The following is a 14,348-nucleotide window of genomic DNA, read 5'->3' as shown; positions in this document are numbered from 1 at the left end:
CGGCACCAGCTTCAGATTCAGCTGCGCATCATCGACATCAGCAGTCCGTGGGTCTCCTCGTCGGCGGCGGCCACGAGCCCACGACCCGCCTCGCCGATCGGGGCACCGTCGATCCCGGTGACGATGCAGCCGGCGGCCCGGCACACGGCGATGCCGGCCGCGAAATGCACGCTGCCGGAGAGGTCGCCGCCATCGGTGACATACGCGGCGCGCCTGCCGGCAGCGACCCAGGCCAGGGCCAGCGTGGTGGATACGACGCGCGGCCGGAAACGGTCGACGAACTCGGGGTGGGCCAGCAGATCCACGGCCCGGAATCCGGGCGCGTTCGGGAACGGCGGATCCAGGTTGACGTCCACCAGCCGGGTAGCGGGCGTGGGCGTCAGCGGTGCGTCGTCGGCCCCGTCACGCCGCACCCAGGCGGCGTCCCCGTCGGTGAAGAAGACCTCGCCGCTGAACGGGTCGGCCACCGCCGCGGCCCCGTCGCGCAGCGCCACGTTGACGGCCACCAGCATGGTGCCGACGGCGTAGTTCAGCGTGCCGCACAAGGGATCCACCAACCACTGGCGCACGGCGTCGGTGGCGCCGTGCCGCCCGCCTTCCTCGCCGAGCACCGCGTCATCGGGGCGTGCGGCACGGATGACGCCGAGGATCGTCCTCTCGGCCTCCACGTCGGCGGCGGTGGCGAAGTCCCCGGCACCCTTGTCGATGCGGTCGAGCCGCCGGCCGTACATGCCGCGGACCACGTCCGCGCCGGCCCGCGCCCCGGCTATCGCGACGGCGGCATCGTCGGAGCTCACGTTTGAGTCGATCACGCCGCGCAGACTATCGAGGTGTGGTTCACCGGGTCACGACGCCAGTGCGGTCACGGCGCTAGATCCCGTGTTTCTTCAGGATCTCCTCGATGTCGGAGAAGTCGTCCCCGGGCGCGGCCGTCGTCCGCGGGGCGGGGCGGGGGCGGGAGGCCGGGCCCAGGGACGGGGCCGAGGCGCCGGGGGCCACCGCCTCCGGGGCCGTCGCCCCCTGGGCGGCCTTGGGCCGCTTGCCGGCGCCCCGGCCGCGCCGCTCGATCGCGCGCGTCGTCATGAAGAGCGCCCACGACAGCCCCAGCAGGCCGAAGCCGGCCCACACCACCGGGTTGAAGACGATCCCGGACAGCCAGTCGATCAGGCCGGTCATCACCAGCGCGACCGGGACCAGCGCGTACGCGGCGATGCGGGTCGCGGCCAGGAAGCGCTTGCGGTACGCGGTGAGCGCGGCGATCCCCAGGCCCGCCGCGGACACGGCGGAACAGATGGTCTCGGCAAGCATGCGGTCCTCCAGCCCTGGGCGTTCTGTCCTATCCATCCTGCACCGGCACCGCCCGCCGGGGCCATGCGCCGAGCGCCCCGCGAGCCGATCTCCGGGAGATCTCCGGGTCGCGTCTCCTCCTTGCGGCGGGGAACGGGGCAGGGCGGGGCCCGGGTGCCGGTTGGGTCGCACGGTGTGCCTGCTGGGAGACTGTCCGCATGAGCGATTCCCCCGCCTCCCCCGTCGTGCTCGACGTCTGGTGCGAACTCCAGTGCCCCGACTGCCACGCCGCCCTCGACGACGTGCGCGCCCTGCGCGAGCGCTACGGCGACCGGCTGGACATCCGGCTGCGCCACTTCCCCCTGGAGAAGCACAAGCACGCCTTCGCGGCCGCGCAGGCCGCCGAGGAGGCCGCGGAGCAGGGCCGGGCCTGGCCGTACGTGGAGGCCGTGCTGGAGCGGACCGCCGAGCTCGGGCAGCGGGGCGAGGCCGTGCTGGTCGACGTGGCCCGGGAACTCGGCCTGGACGCGGAGGAGTTCGACACCGCGCTGATCGACGGCCGGCACATCCTGATCGTGGACGCCGACCAGGCCGAGGGCAAGGCGATCGGGGTGACCGGCACCCCGACGTACGTCATCGGCGGCGAGCGCCTGGACGGCGGCAAGAGCCAGGAGGGGCTGCGCGCGCGGATCGAGGAGATCGCCGACCGGCTGCTGGCCGGCTGACGCGCCCCGCGCGGTCCCGGTCAGGGCCGGGTCCGGTGCCGGTCAGGGCGCGGCCCGGTGCCGGTCAGGGGCGGGTCGCCAGGCCCGCCTCGTACGCGAAGACGACGGCCTGCGCGCGGCTGCTCAGCTCCAGCTTGCTCATGCAGCGGTGCACGTGGGTCTTGATCGTGGCCGCGCTGAGCACCAGCCGCTCGGCGATGTCGGAGTTCGACAGCCCCGCCCCGACCAGGCCGAGGACCTCCACCTCGCGCGGGGTCAGCATCTGAAGGCCCGGGTGCGACGCCGCCCGGCCGGCGACACGGGGCGTGTAGGCGTCGACGAGGCGGGCCACGACGGCCGGGCTGAAGAGCATCTCGCCGGCGTGCACGGTGTCGATGGCGGCCAGCAGCCGTTCCGGCGGGGTGTCCTTGAGCAGGAAGCCCGAGGCCCCGGCGCGCAGCGCGCCGTAGACGTACTCGTCGAGGTCGAACGTGGTCAGCACGAAGATCTTCGGCAGCGTCCCGGAGCGTCCCGCGGCCTCGGCGAGGATCCGCTCGGTGGCGGCGATCCCGTCGAGGCCCGGCATCCGGATGTCCATGAGGATCACGTCGGGGCGCAGCTCGGCCGCCAGCCGTACGGCCTCCTCGCCGTCCGCCGCCTCCCCCAGCAGGTCGATGCCGGGCGCCGCGCGCAGCAGCGCGGTCAGCCCGGCCCTGATGAGGAACTGGTCGTCGACGACGAGCACCGAGGGCATCGTCCGGCCTCCTGCCTCTGACGCGCCGCGGTCACGGGTCGTCGGTCACGGTCGTCGGTCACGGGGTGTCGGTCACGGCTCGTCGGTCACCGGCAGCGTCAGCCGCACCTCGAACCCACCGCGCGGGGCGGGGCCGGCCGTCACCGTCCCGCCGTAGATAGTGACCCGCTCCCGCATGCCGATCAAGCCGTGTCCGGCAAACGGCGAACGGCCGGCCGAAACCGGCTGGTTTCCGTCGTCCGTCACGGTCACCGACACCGCCGACGGCCCGTACTCGACCTGGACGGTCGCCGTGCGCGCGTCCGGCGCGTGCTTGATGACGTTCGTCAGCGCCTCCTGCACCACCCGGTACGCGCACAGGTCCACCCCCGCCGGCAGCGCGTACGGCGTCCCCGCGCACGTGACCCGTACGTCGACGCCGGCCGCCGCCACGCGCTGGACCAGCTCCTCGAGCCGGCCGAGGCCCGGGGCCGGCCCGAGGGCGGCCTCCACGGCCCGCTCCTCCCCGGGGTCGCCGCCGTGGCGCAGGACGACCAGCATCCGCCGCATCTCGGCCATGGCCTCCTGGCTGCTGCCCGCGATGGTCTCCAGGGCCGCGCGGGCGGTGGCGGGGTCGGAGGCGAAGACGTACCGGGCGAGCCCGGTCTGCACGGAGATCACCGAGACGTGGTGGGCGACGACGTCGTGCAGTTCCCGGGCCATCCGCAGGCGTTCCTGGATCACGGCCTGGCGGGCCCGTTCCTCCTTCTCGTGGTGCAGCTGCCGGGTCAGCAGGGCGAGGCGTTCGCCGCGCTCGGCCAGCCGCCGGGAGCCGTCGCCCGCCACCCAGCAGACGGTGGTCATGCTCGTCACGAAGGCGACGCTGAGCGGCCCGATGCCCGGTTCGGCGAGCCGGGTGCCCCACAGCAGGACGGCGAGGGTGAGGACCGCGCAGCGCAGCGAGACGCGCCGGGGCCGCAGGGCGGCGACGGTGTAGAGGGCCAGGCCCAGGCCGCAGACGGCGGTCACGTGGTAGTAGGCGAGGGTGAAGTAGGTGAAGACGCAGGTGGCGGTGGTCGCGAGGATCAGCAGCGGGGCGCGGCGGCGCAGCGCCAGCGGCAGGTAGACGGCGGCGAGCAGGGCGTAGGCGAGGGTGTCGGTGTCGCGCCAGTAGCCGTACGGATCGGGCCAGTTGCGCAGCATGGTGCAGGAGATCCCGAACGACCCGACGGCGTAGACGACTTCGGCCACCTGCGGGAGCGCACGGCGGGCCCGGCGGACGGCGGTGGACCGGATCAGGTCGCGCTGTGCTGGTTGTGACACCGGGCGAGCGTATGCGCGGACCCCCGGCCGCGTCCGCACAACTGCACGGACCTACCACCCTGGTTGTAGGCGGGTGACACCCCAGGTGAGCGGTGGGGTTCAACCCCTGGTGGGGCGTGCGCGCGGTCCGGGGACGGCTAGTTTTCCCCTGGTGGACCTCTGTGACGGGTCCCGTCCCCCGTACGGGGGTCGGGGGCGGGACCTACAGAAGGATTTTGGCGAAGTTCACGGAGGCCGTGCGGTAGCCGAGGGAGTCGTAGAGGCGGACCGCGGGGGTGTTGTCGGAGAAGCGGTGCAGGCCGATCCAGCCGGCGCCGGCGGCCAGCGCGGTGCGTTCGGCCTGCAGGAGCAGGGTGCGGCCGTGGCCCCGGCCGCGGTGGGCGGGCAGCACCTTGACGTCGAAGACGTACCAGCCGGGTACGCCGGGGGCGAGTTCGCGTTCGGCCATCCACAGCCGGCCGACGTCGGTGCCGTCGACCTCCAGGGCGGCGACCGAGCTGCCAGGGGTGTCCTGGCCCCGCGGGAGCAGGGCCCTGCTGTCCTCGCGGGCGTGGGCGAGGGCGGCGTCGGGCGTCATCCCGCGCTCCACGCAGCGGGCCGCGTAGTCCTCGACGGCTCCCCGGAACCAGTCCTCGTACTCCTGGTCGGTCATCCGGCGCAGGCGTACGCCGGCGGGCAGGGCGGGGGCTTCGGCGGGCAGGGCCTTGCGCATCGTGCGGCCCTCCTCGGGGTAGCCGAGGGCGCGCGCGAGCCGTATTCCGGCCTCGGACGCGGCCGGGACGGTGGCCCGGACGTGGCGGCAGCCCCAGCCGCGCAGCACCTCCTCGGCGGCGAGCGCGGCCACCGTGGCACGGCCGCGCCGCCGGTCGCCCTCGTCGACGTACAGCTCGCGCAGTTCGCCGACGCGCGGTCCCATCGGGGTGTCGGCGGCGATCACCAGCGAGCCGACGCGCCGGCTGTTGACGCGGATCTCGTACGGGCGCGAGCGCGCCCCCGTCCCGTTCTGCTGGAGCGGCCCGGACGGCCGCAGGGTGGTGGTCATCACTGGTGTTCTACCCGCCCCGCGGCCGCTCGTCAGCCCCTTGTGCCGGAGGCGGACCTTACGGATCGAGGTCGTCGGCGGCGCGTGCCTCGAAATCGCGCAGGGCGCGGGCGGTGACCGGACCGGGTCCGGTGCCGAGCACGCGGTCGTCGAGGCGCAACACGGCCTGGACGTCGCGCAGCGAGGAGGTCAGGAAGATCTCCTCCGCCTGCCGGAGGGCGTCGAACGGCAGGTCGGTCTCCTTGGCGCCGGTCCATTCCAGGACGAGGGCGCGGGTGATGCCCGCGAGGCAGCCGGAGGTGAGCGGCGGGGTGTGCAGTTCGCCGTCGAGGACGACGAACACGTTGGAGCCGGTGCCCTCGCAGAGCCGGCCGACGGTGTTGGCGAACAGGGCCTCCGAGGCGCCGGCGCGGGCGGCGGCGGCCAGGGCGACGACGTTCTCGGCGTACGAGGTGGTCTTCAGGCCCGCGACGGCGCTGCGCTCGTTGCGGACCCAGTCCACGGTGATCGCGGCGGTGGTGTCGGGGCGGCGGGTGGTCTCGGCGAGCGCGACGACCAGGGTGGGCCCGGCGTCGCCGCGGTCGGAGCCGAGCGGGGAGAGGCCGCCGGTGTAGGTGATGCGCAGTCGGCCGAGCGGCATCGGATCGGCGGCGAGGACGGCGGCGCAGGCGCGGCGCACCTCGTCGAGGTCGGGGTCGGGCAGGCCCAGCCCCCGGGCGGAGCGGGTGAGCCGCTCCAGGTGGCGGGTGAGGCCGAAGCAGCGGCCGTGCTCCGCCTTGAGCGTCTCGAAGACGCCGTCGCCCACCGTCAGCCCGTGGTCGAACACGGACACCTTCGCGCTGCCGGTGTCCCGCAGCGCTCCGTCGAGCCAGATCGTCACCGTACGGTCCCTCCACTCGCCTGGTACGCGCCCGACGCTACCGCGAGCAGCCGGGCGGCCTTCAGTTCGGTCTCCGCCCACTCGCGCTCGGGGTCGGACCCCCACGTGATGCCCGCGCCGGTGCCGAAGAGCAGCCGGGGGCCGCCGGGCGCCTCGCGGTCGATCCAGAAGGTACGGATGCCCACCGCGAGCTCGGCGGTGCCGCGGTCGGCGTCGACCCAGCCGATGCCGCCGCAGTAGGGGCCGCGGGGGGCGGTCTCCAGGGCCTCGATGATCCGCAGGGCGGAGGACTTGGGGGCGCCGGTGACGGAGCCGGGCGGGAAGGTGGCGGCGAGCAGCTCGGGCCAGCCGGCGCCGTCGGCGAGGTCGCCGCTGACGGTGGAGACGAGGTGGACCAGGCCCGGGTGCTCCTCGACGGCGCACAGCTCGGGAACGGTGACGGAGCCGGTGGCGCAGACCCGCCCGAGGTCGTTGCGGACCAGGTCCACGATCATCACGTTCTCGGCGTGGTCCTTCTCCAGCAGGTCCGCCGCGGTGCGGCCGGTGCCCTTGATGGGGCCGGACTCGACGTGGCGGCCGCGGCGGCGCAGGTAGAGCTCGGGCGAGGCGGTGGCGATCTCGACGCCGTGGGCCGGCAGGCGAATCGTTCCTGCGTACGGGGCCGGGTTGCCGCGGGCGAGCAGGGCGGTCAGCGCGTCCACGTCGGCGGAGTCGGGGTGGGGCAGCGGCGCGGACATCACACGGCACAGGTTGGCCTGATAGACCTCGCCGGCCGCGATGTGCTCGCGGATGCGCCGTACGCCGGCGGTGTAGCCCTCACGGTCCAGGGAGGACGTCCAGTCGCCGGCGGCGGGGCCGTACCAGGCTCCCGGGACGGGCTCGGGGACCGGATCGGGGCGTATGTCCCCGAACCGCGCGCAGACCAGCCCGCCCTCGGAATCCGCCGCCACGGCCCAGAAGCCGGCGGAGTCCAGGGCTGACGCGTCGCTGGTGACGTCGCGCAGATCGGTCGCGAGGAGGCCGCCGAAGCGGGCCAGAGGAGGCAGGTCGTGCACGGCTGTGAGTCTATGACCGGTGACGTCGGGGCGCCGGTGAGGTGACATCCGGGTGACCCGCCGTGATCGGGCGGCAGCACGCTGCGGAAACGCGTTTTTGAGCTGGCCCGGGAATCCGCTAGAGTTCAACACGTCGCCGGGGAGCGAAGGAGAAACTTCCGGAAGCGGGCCAGGGCGACATGCGGACGTGGCTCAGTTGGTAGAGCATCACCTTGCCAAGGTGAGGGTCGCGAGTTCGAATCTCGTCGTCCGCTCGAAGTGGGGGATCTTCCCGAGAACCCCTGCAGCTCCATGGTGGAGTGGCCGAGAGGCGAGGCAACGGCCTGCAAAGCCGTCTACACGGGTTCAAATCCCGTCTCCACCTCCAAGGACGATTAGCTCAGCGGGAGAGCGCTTCCCTGACACGGAAGAGGTCACTGGTTCAATCCCAGTATCGTCCACTGATCCGCAAGGATCCCCGCGCGATTAGCTCAGCGGGAGAGCGCTTCCCTGACACGGAAGAGGTCACTGGTTCAATCCCAGTATCGCGCACGCAGTACAGCCCGACCTGCGGCTTCGTTCCACGGAGCCTTGGTCCCCGCGCGATTAGCTCAGCGGGAGAGCGCTTCCCTGACACGGAAGAGGTCACTGGTTCAATCCCAGTATCGCGCACCACCGGGAAGCCCCGGCCGTCTCGACGGCCGGGGCTTTCGCGTGCTCGCGCGTGACCGTGCGGGCCCGGGTGCTCAGGAGGGGGCCTCAGGAGGAGAACAGCATCCGGCCGAAACCTCGGTGGCCGTGGTGGCCGTGGTGGCCGTGCCCGTGACCGTGGTGCGGGGCGCCCCAGGCGGGGGCGGGGGCGTGGGCGGCCGGGTAGGGGGCGGGCGGCGCGGCCGGCGGCGGGACCTGGCCGTACTGGGCGCCGTACTGGCTCTCCAGACGGGTCAGGGCCTCCAGCTCGCCGTAGTCCAGGAAGATGCCCCGGCAGCCGCTGCACTGCTCGATCTGGACGCCGTTGCGGTTGTACGTGTGCATCATCGCGTGACACTTCGGACACTGCATGCTCGGCTCAACTCCTCGCCGTCGGACGTCGACACCGGAATTCCTGCCCGGTGGCGTGGAGCTCACCCTATGCCGGGGGTTCCGGCTCCAAGTCGGCCCGGAGGGCGGCGATTCGGACACAGGCGTCGGTCATGGCCCGCTCGACGTCGTCGAGTCGGCGCCCCGCCCGGGCCGCCCTGGTCACGGCCAGCGCCGCGGTCTGGACGGTCAAGGCGCGGGCGGCGAGATCGAGTTCCGGCCAGGGATCGGTACCGGGCGGGCCCGCCGCGGGGCCGCCGGCGGTGCGGTAGGCGTCGAGGAAACGCGTCCAGGTCCGCGCGTCCAGCAGTCCGGCCGCGTACCAGGCGGCGGGGCGGGCCAGGTCCCACGCGGGGGCACCGTGCCCGAGGTCGTCGACGTCGATCAGGTGCCAGGGGCCGTCCGGGGCCGGGTGCCGCACGAGCTGGCCGAGGTGCAGGTCGCCGTGGCACAGCGCGGCGGCCCCGGAGCGGGGCGCGGGCTCCTCGCCGCGCGCCCAGCCCGGCAGCCGGGCGGCGGCCGCGCGCACGTCGGCCGCCTCGGGGTAGGGGTGTCCGTACGGCCCGGCGGGACCGGTCGCGGCGGCCATCCGGTGCAGCGCCCGGGCCACCTTCGCGGGGCCGCGCATGGGCGGCACCGGTCCGGGCAGGTCCGCGAGGGGTATCCGGTGCAGCCGGGCCAGCAGCGCGGCGGCCTCCTCCCAGGGCGCGTCGGCGGGCCGCTCGGGATCCACGGGGCTGCCGTACGGCCAGACGGACACCGGCCGGGCGTGGACCTCGTCCGCCTCCGGGCGCAGCGGCGGCAGCAGGACGCCCGCGAGCGCCGGGGTCCCGGCGATGCGTATCCGGGCGGCGAGCTCCGCGCGGTCGGTGCCGGCGGCGTGCGCCTTCACCACCGTGCCAGCGCAGCGCACGACGGTGCCGTCGGGGCGGTCGGCCAGCAGGGCGTACGCGGGACCGCCCGGGGCCGGAACGGCGGACGCGGGAACGGCCGGCGGGGGTGGGGCTGCGGGCTTCGTGAAGGCCGGTGTCGGTGCCGGTGCCGGTGCCGGTGCCGGTGTCGGTGTCGGTGGCAGCGTGCGGCGTGCGAAGTCGGCCAGGGCCTGCGGCAGCAAGGCGGTCACGGTCACCCCCGGGTCGTCCGTACGGGGCGACGGCGGCCCCCTGGGGGATCGTACGCGGCCACCGAAAAAGGGTGCTGCCCGTACGACTCCCCAGTCGTACGGGCAGCACCCTTTCCCTGCCGTCCGCCGTAACCCCCGTCCCCACGGGGTGAAGGCCGATGTCCGGCCCGGGCCGCTCTCCCGGACCTGGTGCGCCTCTCAGCGCCCCAGCATCGCGCCCACGGACGACGCTTGTGTCACCACCGCCTCCCAGCCGCCGAAGAGGACGACCAGAAGGGTGGCCAGGGGGAGCACCATGGCCGCGGCCACCAGCGGGTGGCGCGTACCGGACTCGTGGCCGTTGAACGCGAAGGCCTTGCGTCCCCGCCGTGCGACGTCCGCCATGGTCCTCTCCCTGTAGTTGGCAGCGGCGGGCGTGTGACCTCGGGGGACGAGTGCGCCACCCGCCGCTTGTCCTCAACACTAGGCGCGCGGAAGCCCCCTGGCCTCATGCCCTCGTACCCATTGAGCGGCCTCCAGGAGGATGACGGCCGCGGGGCTCGTGTACACCCCTGGGTGGAGACGGGTCCCTCCGCCTGGGGGTCTTCCCGGAGGGAGTGACCGCGTGTGAGTGACTTCTCTCACGTGCGTCACTCCCCGCGCACGGCGCGGCGGGCTTCCGGCCCGGCCTCGACCGGGGAGCGGCCGCGGGTCCGCGGCCCGCGCCGGGACGGCGCCGCCCCGGGCGGCCGTAACGATCAAGCCCCTTGGCCGGAAGGGCCTTTGGACGTACGCCAGTTCTCCGCCCGCCGCGGGTTTCGCACACCTGAACCTCCCTCAAGTGGGCCCCGCCGTACTGACGGTCGAATCTCCCGACGAGGGCGCGGCCTCTGAGCGCGCGTGGCGGATGGTCCGTAAGCTGTGCCACGTCAACAGGACGAGCGGTCAGCGGGGTGGACATGGCGATGATGCGGCTCCGGCGCGAGGACCCGCGTGTCGTCGGCTCGTTCAGGCTGCACCGGCGGCTCGGCGCCGGCGGCATGGGCGTGGTCTACCTGGGATCGGACCGGCGCGGGCAGCGGGTCGCGCTGAAGGTGATCCGGCCGGACCTGGCCGAGGACCAGGAGTTCCGCTCGCGCTTCGCCCGCGAGGTGTCCGCCGCCCGGCGGATCCGCGGCGGGTGCACGGCCCGGCTGGTGGCGGCGGACCTGGAGGCCGAGCGGCCGTGGTTCGCGACGCAGTACGTGCCCGGGCCCTCCCTGCACGACAAGGTGGCCGAGGAGGGACCCCTCACGGCCGCCCAGATCGCCGCGATCGGCGCCGCGCTCTCCGAGGGCCTGGTCGCCGTCCACGAGGCGGGGGTGGTCCACCGCGACCTGAAGCCCTCGAACATCCTGCTCTCCCCCAAGGGCCCCCGGATCATCGACTTCGGCATCGCCTGGGCCACCGGGGCCAGCACCCTCACCCACGTGGGCACCGCCGTGGGCTCCCCCGGCTTCCTCGCTCCGGAGCAGGTGCGAGGGGCCGTGGTCACCCCGGCGACCGACGTGTTCGCGCTCGGCGCCACGCTCGCGTACGCGGCGACGGCCGACTCGCCCTTCGGGCACGGCAGTTCCGAGGTCATGCTCTACCGGGTGGTGCACGAGGAGCCGCACCTGCACGGGGTCCCCGACGCCCTGGCCCCGCTGGTACGGGCCTGCCTGGCCAAGGACCCGGAGGACCGGCCGAGCACGCTCCAGCTGTCGATGCGGCTCAAGGAGATCGCCGCCCGCGAGGCCCAGGGGCTCTCCGACGGCCGCCCGCCGGCCCAGCGGGCCCGCACCGAGCGGCCCACGGGCCGGCTCGCGCAGGGGTACGCCGACCAGCGCACCCAGCGGGGCCCGGCGGGCACCCCGGCGCCGGTCCCGGCGAACGGGCCGTCCTCGCGGCCGACCGCCGGGCGCACCGGCGGACCCGCCTCGCGGCCGACGGCCGGACGGACGGGCGGCCGGCCGGGGCCGCGGACGACGGGGACGGGCCGGCGTCCCTCGCGCCCCGACCCGAAGCTGATGCGCCAGCGCCTGATCGTGTTCGTGGTGGTCACGCTGATCGTGGCGCTGGGCATCGCGGCGGCCCAGAAGCTGTAGCCGCCGCACGCCGTAGGCGGCACGCGCCGTCAGCGGCACGAGCCGACGGCGCCACGAGCCGACGGCGCCACGAGCCGTCGTCAGGACGTGGTGCGGCCCTGGGCCACGGCGTAGAAGGCGACCGCGGCCGCCGCGCCGACGTTGAGCGAGTCGACGCCGTGGGCCATGGGGATGCGGACCCACTCGTCGGCGGCGACCAGGGCCTGCGTGGACAGGCCGTCGCCCTCGGCTCCGAGCATCAGCGCGACCCGCTCCAGGCTCTGGGGGGCGGCCTCGTCGATCGGGGAGGCCTTCTGGTGCGGGGTGAGGGCGAGCAGCTTGAAGCCGGCCTCGCGCACCGAGTCCAGGCCCTTGGGCCAGGTCTCCAGGCGGGCGTACGGCACGGAGAAGACCGCGCCCATGGAGACCTTCACCGAGCGGCGGTAGAGCGGGTCCGCGCAGTCGGGCGAGAGCAGGACCGCGTCCATGCCGAGGGCGGCCGCGCTGCGGAAGATCGCGCCGATGTTGGTGTGGTCGTTGACCGCCTCCATGACGACCACGCGGCGGGTGGTGGCCAGCAGCTCCTCGGCCGTCGGCAGCTGCTTGCGCTGCATGGAGGCGAGCGCGCCGCGGTGCACGTGGTAGCCGGTGACCCGCTCAGCGAGCTCGGGGCTGACGGCGTAGACCGGAGCCGGGAGCTCGTCGATGACGTCGCGCATGACGTCGACCCACTTGGCGGAGAGCAGCATCGAGCGCATCTCGTAGCCGGCGTCCTTGGCCCGTCTGATGACCTTCTCGCCCTCGGCGATGAACAGGCCCTCGGCGGGCTCGCGCTTGCGCCGGAGTTCGACGTCGGTCAGGCCCGTGTAGTCGCGCAGGCGCGGGTCGTCGGGGTCCTCGACGGTGATGAGATCTGCCACAGGGTGATACTGCCTTGTCCGGGGTGCGGTGCCAACGGCACGGTTACTGGCTGCTGGGCGCGGCGGCGACGGTCACGACGTCACCGATGACGATGACGGCCGGGGGCCGGACCTCCTGCGCGAGCACGGTCGCGCCGACCGTCGCGAGGGTGGCGTCGACGCGGCGCTGGGCGGCGGTGGTGCCCTCCTGCACGACCGCGACCGGCGTCCCGGCGGGCCGGCCGTGCCGGACGAGCGCCTCGGCGATCGCGCCGATCTTGTCGACGCCCATCAGGACGACCAGGGTGCCCTTGAGCTTGGCGAGGGACTCCCAGTCGACCAGCGAACGCGGGTCGTCGGGGGCGACGTGCCCGCTGACCACGGTGAACTCGTGGGCCACGCCGCGGTGCGTGACCGGGATGCCGGCGGCGCCCGGCACCGAGATGGAGCTGGAGATCCCGGGGACGACCGTGCAGGGGATGCCCGCCTCGGCGAGGGCCTGGAGCTCCTCCATGCCGCGCCCGAAGACGTACGGGTCCCCGCCCTTGAGCCGGACCACGGCCTTGCCGGCCCTGGCGTGCTCGATCAGGGCGTTGTTGATGGCCTCCTGGGCCATGAACCGGCCGTAGGGGATCTTCGCGGCGTCGATGACCTCGACGTGCGGCGGGAGTTCGTCGAGCAGGTCACGGGGGCCGAGGCGGTCGGCGATGACCACGTCGGCCTCGGCGAGCAGCCGGCGGCCGCGCACGGTGATCAGGTCGGGGTCGCCGGGGCCGCCGCCGACGAGGGCGACGCCGGGGGTGCGCTCGCGGCGGTGCGCGGGGGCGGCGAGGGAGCCGTCCCGCAGGCCCTCGACGACGGCGTCGCGGACGGCGGCCGAGCGGCGCGGGTCGTTGCCGGTCAGCACGGCGACGGTGACGCCCTCGCTGCGGCCGGTGGCCGGCGTCCAGGCGGTGGCGGCGGAGGCGTCGTCGGCGCGCACGCACCACACGCGCTCCCGCTCCGCCTCGGCGGAGGCCCGCTCGTTGACCTCGCGGTGCTGGGTGGCGACCAGCGCGTACCAGGCATCGGCGAGGTCGCCCTCCCGGTAACCGCGGCGCTCCCAGCGGATCTCGCCGGTCTCGGCCATCGCGTCGACCGACGGCGTGGCGGAGGGGGAGATCAGCAGGACGTCCGCGCCGGCCGCGACGAGCGCGGGAAGACGGCGCTGGGCGACCTGGCCGCCGCCGATCACGACGACGCGACGGCCGGCGAGGCGGAGTCCTACGGGGTAGGCGGGGTGTGCCGGGTGTGCCATGGCGGTGGTGGCTCCTGGTGCGGCGGTGTCGGCGGGCCGCTGCTGCGCTGGAGCGGCTGGGTCGCGTGTGACGTGCGGTTTCGCTTGTCGGGTCCACGATACGGCCCGGTGGGCCACGGCCCCGTGCGGGGTCCACCACGCGGGGGGTGGACCGCGGAATGCCCCGCACCGCTCTGTTGATAGCGTGTCCGCGTCAAAGACGCCATGTTTCACCTGCTCACGGGGGACTCTCCATGACTTATCCGCCCCAGCAAGGCCCCGGCCCGTACGGCCAGCAGCCCGGCCAGGCACCGCAGCCCCCGCAGGGATACCCGGCGCAGCCGGGCCAGGGTTACCCGCCCCCGCCGGGATACGGGCACCCGCAGGCGCCGGGCCAGGCCCCGTACGGCGCCCCGCAGCCGCAGCCGTACCCGCCCCAGCAGCCGGGGCAGCCGGTGCAGCAGCAGTGGAACGCTCCGCCGCCGCCGGCGCCGCCGGCCAAGCGCATGGGCGTCCTCAAGATCCTGAAGATCATCGGCGCCGTGGCCGTCGTCATCATGATCGGCGTGGGCTACTTCCTGAGCCAGGACGACGCCGACCACGCGAAGGCGGGCGACTGCCTCAAGAACAACGGCACCACCATCTCCCCCGACCTCCAGGTCGTGAAGTGCGGTGGCGCCGACGCCCAGTACAAGGTCGTCGAGGTGTTCCAGGACACGGTGGACAGCACCAAGTGCGAGGGCAAGTCGGACATGGGCTACCACGAGCAGACCCGCGGCGGCCGGCGCAGCTCCGGCAAGCAGTTCGTGCTCTGCATCGACGAGATCAAGAAGTAGCCGCGCCGCCGCGGCGGCCGGACACGGAAGGGCCCCGGACCGAGGAC

General features: G+C 74.2%; 15 protein-coding genes and 5 tRNA genes. 8 read left to right on the top strand and 12 right to left on the bottom strand.

Annotated features, from left to right (window positions below; all coding sequences use genetic code 11):
- Positions 1–17: 17 nt before the first annotated feature.
- Together ACIPXB_RS15050 and ACIPXB_RS15045 are read right to left on the bottom strand one after the other, a co-directional pair.
- A complete protein-coding gene (locus ACIPXB_RS15050; RefSeq protein ID WP_401449188.1) occupies positions 18–812 on the bottom strand; it encodes an inositol monophosphatase family protein in 795 nt (264 codons plus the stop codon).
- 58 nt (positions 813–870) lie between these two features.
- Positions 871–1,308, bottom strand: coding sequence for a hypothetical protein (locus tag ACIPXB_RS15045; protein ID WP_401449186.1), 438 nt, complete (start codon positions 1,306–1,308; stop codon positions 871–873).
- Between the two features lie 197 nt (positions 1,309–1,505).
- On the opposite strand from ACIPXB_RS15045, the gene ACIPXB_RS15040 reads away from it, so the two are divergent.
- Positions 1,506–2,012, top strand: coding sequence for a DsbA family protein (locus ACIPXB_RS15040; RefSeq protein ID WP_401449184.1), 507 nt, complete (start codon positions 1,506–1,508; stop codon positions 2,010–2,012).
- A gap of 64 nt (positions 2,013–2,076) precedes the next feature.
- Here ACIPXB_RS15040 and ACIPXB_RS15035 read toward each other — a convergent pair whose 3' ends face one another.
- From ACIPXB_RS15035 to ACIPXB_RS15015, 5 genes are all read right to left on the bottom strand, one after another.
- On the bottom strand, positions 2,077–2,745 hold the full coding sequence (locus ACIPXB_RS15035) for a response regulator (RefSeq protein ID WP_401449182.1): 669 nt from the start codon (positions 2,743–2,745) through the stop codon (positions 2,077–2,079).
- Between the two features lie 72 nt (positions 2,746–2,817).
- The gene (locus ACIPXB_RS15030; RefSeq protein WP_401449180.1) at positions 2,818–4,047 is read right to left on the bottom strand and encodes a sensor histidine kinase; all 1,230 of its coding nucleotides are present in this window, start codon (positions 4,045–4,047) and stop codon (positions 2,818–2,820) included.
- Positions 4,048–4,249: 202 nt separating this feature from the next.
- The gene (locus tag ACIPXB_RS15025) at positions 4,250–5,089 is read right to left on the bottom strand and encodes a GNAT family N-acetyltransferase (RefSeq protein WP_401449178.1); all 840 of its coding nucleotides are present in this window, start codon (positions 5,087–5,089) and stop codon (positions 4,250–4,252) included.
- Between the two features lie 58 nt (positions 5,090–5,147).
- Positions 5,148–5,969: an aminotransferase class IV gene (locus tag ACIPXB_RS15020; protein ID WP_401449176.1), complete on the bottom strand. Its 822-nt coding sequence runs from the start codon at positions 5,967–5,969 to the stop codon at positions 5,148–5,150.
- Entirely contained in the window at positions 5,966–7,024 is a 1,059-nt protein-coding gene (locus ACIPXB_RS15015) for a chorismate-binding protein (protein WP_401449174.1), read from the bottom strand. Before ACIPXB_RS15015 ends, ACIPXB_RS15020 begins: the two co-directional genes overlap by 4 nt.
- Positions 7,025–7,205: 181 nt before the next feature.
- Here ACIPXB_RS15015 and ACIPXB_RS15010 point away from each other — a divergent pair.
- From ACIPXB_RS15010 to ACIPXB_RS14990, 5 genes are all read left to right on the top strand, one after another.
- Positions 7,206–7,278: transfer RNA gene (locus ACIPXB_RS15010), tRNA-Gly, on the top strand.
- Between the two features lie 39 nt (positions 7,279–7,317).
- Positions 7,318–7,391, top strand: a tRNA-Cys gene (locus ACIPXB_RS15005).
- Between the two features lies 1 nt (position 7,392).
- A tRNA-Val gene (locus tag ACIPXB_RS15000) sits at positions 7,393–7,464 on the top strand.
- Between the two features lie 19 nt (positions 7,465–7,483).
- Positions 7,484–7,555: transfer RNA gene (locus ACIPXB_RS14995), tRNA-Val, on the top strand.
- 48 nt (positions 7,556–7,603) lie between these two features.
- Positions 7,604–7,678, top strand: a tRNA-Val gene (locus ACIPXB_RS14990).
- Between the two features lie 84 nt (positions 7,679–7,762).
- Here the strand turns inward: ACIPXB_RS14990 and ACIPXB_RS14985 are convergent.
- The 3 genes from ACIPXB_RS14985 to ACIPXB_RS14975 all read right to left on the bottom strand — a co-directional run bounded on the left by ACIPXB_RS14985 (position 7,763) and on the right by ACIPXB_RS14975 (position 9,590).
- Positions 7,763–8,065: a zf-TFIIB domain-containing protein gene (locus ACIPXB_RS14985; protein ID WP_401449172.1), complete on the bottom strand. Its 303-nt coding sequence runs from the start codon at positions 8,063–8,065 to the stop codon at positions 7,763–7,765.
- Positions 8,066–8,132: 67 nt separating this feature from the next.
- Complete coding sequence (locus tag ACIPXB_RS14980; protein ID WP_401449170.1) at positions 8,133–9,206, bottom strand: phosphotransferase; 1,074 nt, start codon at positions 9,204–9,206, stop codon at positions 8,133–8,135.
- Positions 9,207–9,404: 198 nt separating this feature from the next.
- On the bottom strand, positions 9,405–9,590 hold the full coding sequence (locus tag ACIPXB_RS14975) for a hypothetical protein (RefSeq protein ID WP_401449167.1): 186 nt from the start codon (positions 9,588–9,590) through the stop codon (positions 9,405–9,407).
- Between the two features lie 554 nt (positions 9,591–10,144).
- Between ACIPXB_RS14975 and ACIPXB_RS14970 the strand changes: the two genes are divergently transcribed.
- Positions 10,145–11,311, top strand: a complete 1,167-nt coding sequence (locus tag ACIPXB_RS14970) for a serine/threonine-protein kinase (RefSeq protein ID WP_401449164.1) — start codon at positions 10,145–10,147, stop codon at positions 11,309–11,311.
- A gap of 80 nt (positions 11,312–11,391) precedes the next feature.
- On the opposite strand, the gene ACIPXB_RS14965 is transcribed toward ACIPXB_RS14970, so the two are convergent.
- Both ACIPXB_RS14965 and cobA read right to left on the bottom strand, forming a co-directional pair.
- The gene (locus ACIPXB_RS14965; protein ID WP_401449162.1) at positions 11,392–12,210 is read right to left on the bottom strand and encodes a TrmH family RNA methyltransferase; all 819 of its coding nucleotides are present in this window, start codon (positions 12,208–12,210) and stop codon (positions 11,392–11,394) included.
- Positions 12,211–12,253: 43 nt separating this feature from the next.
- Positions 12,254–13,486, bottom strand: a complete 1,233-nt coding sequence (gene cobA, locus ACIPXB_RS14960) for a uroporphyrinogen-III C-methyltransferase (protein WP_401449159.1) — start codon at positions 13,484–13,486, stop codon at positions 12,254–12,256.
- A gap of 233 nt (positions 13,487–13,719) precedes the next feature.
- Here cobA and ACIPXB_RS14955 point away from each other — a divergent pair, with 233 nt between their 5' ends.
- A complete protein-coding gene (locus ACIPXB_RS14955; protein WP_401449156.1) occupies positions 13,720–14,301 on the top strand; it encodes a hypothetical protein in 582 nt (193 codons plus the stop codon).
- Positions 14,302–14,348: the final 47 nt, after the last annotated feature.

The sequence above is a fragment of the Streptomyces sp. NPDC090022 genome (genome assembly GCF_044748145.1).
Lineage (GTDB): Bacteria > Actinomycetota > Actinomycetes > Streptomycetales > Streptomycetaceae > Streptomyces.
Note: the sequence above shows the minus strand (reverse complement) of the source record. Positions and strands in the feature narration are given on the sequence as shown.

What these genes read in the sequence shown, in the direction of transcription:
- ACIPXB_RS15045 (WP_401449186.1), bottom strand. Translation starts at nt 1,308, where the DNA reads ATGCTTGCCGAGACCATCTGTTCCGCCGTGTCCGCGGCGGGCCTGGGG.
- ACIPXB_RS15040 (WP_401449184.1), top strand. Translation starts at nt 1,506, where the DNA reads ATGAGCGATTCCCCCGCCTCCCCCGTCGTGCTCGACGTCTGGTGCGAA.
- ACIPXB_RS15035 (WP_401449182.1), bottom strand. Translation starts at nt 2,745, where the DNA reads ATGCCCTCGGTGCTCGTCGTCGACGACCAGTTCCTCATCAGGGCCGGG.
- ACIPXB_RS15025 (WP_401449178.1), bottom strand. Translation starts at nt 5,089, where the DNA reads ATGACCACCACCCTGCGGCCGTCCGGGCCGCTCCAGCAGAACGGGACG.
- ACIPXB_RS14985 (WP_401449172.1), bottom strand. Translation starts at nt 8,065, where the DNA reads ATGCAGTGTCCGAAGTGTCACGCGATGATGCACACGTACAACCGCAAC.
- ACIPXB_RS14975 (WP_401449167.1), bottom strand. Translation starts at nt 9,590, where the DNA reads ATGGCGGACGTCGCACGGCGGGGACGCAAGGCCTTCGCGTTCAACGGC.
- ACIPXB_RS14970 (WP_401449164.1), top strand. Translation starts at nt 10,145, where the DNA reads ATGGCGATGATGCGGCTCCGGCGCGAGGACCCGCGTGTCGTCGGCTCG.
- cobA (WP_401449159.1), bottom strand. Translation starts at nt 13,486, where the DNA reads ATGGCACACCCGGCACACCCCGCCTACCCCGTAGGACTCCGCCTCGCC.
- ACIPXB_RS14955 (WP_401449156.1), top strand. Translation starts at nt 13,720, where the DNA reads ATGACTTATCCGCCCCAGCAAGGCCCCGGCCCGTACGGCCAGCAGCCC.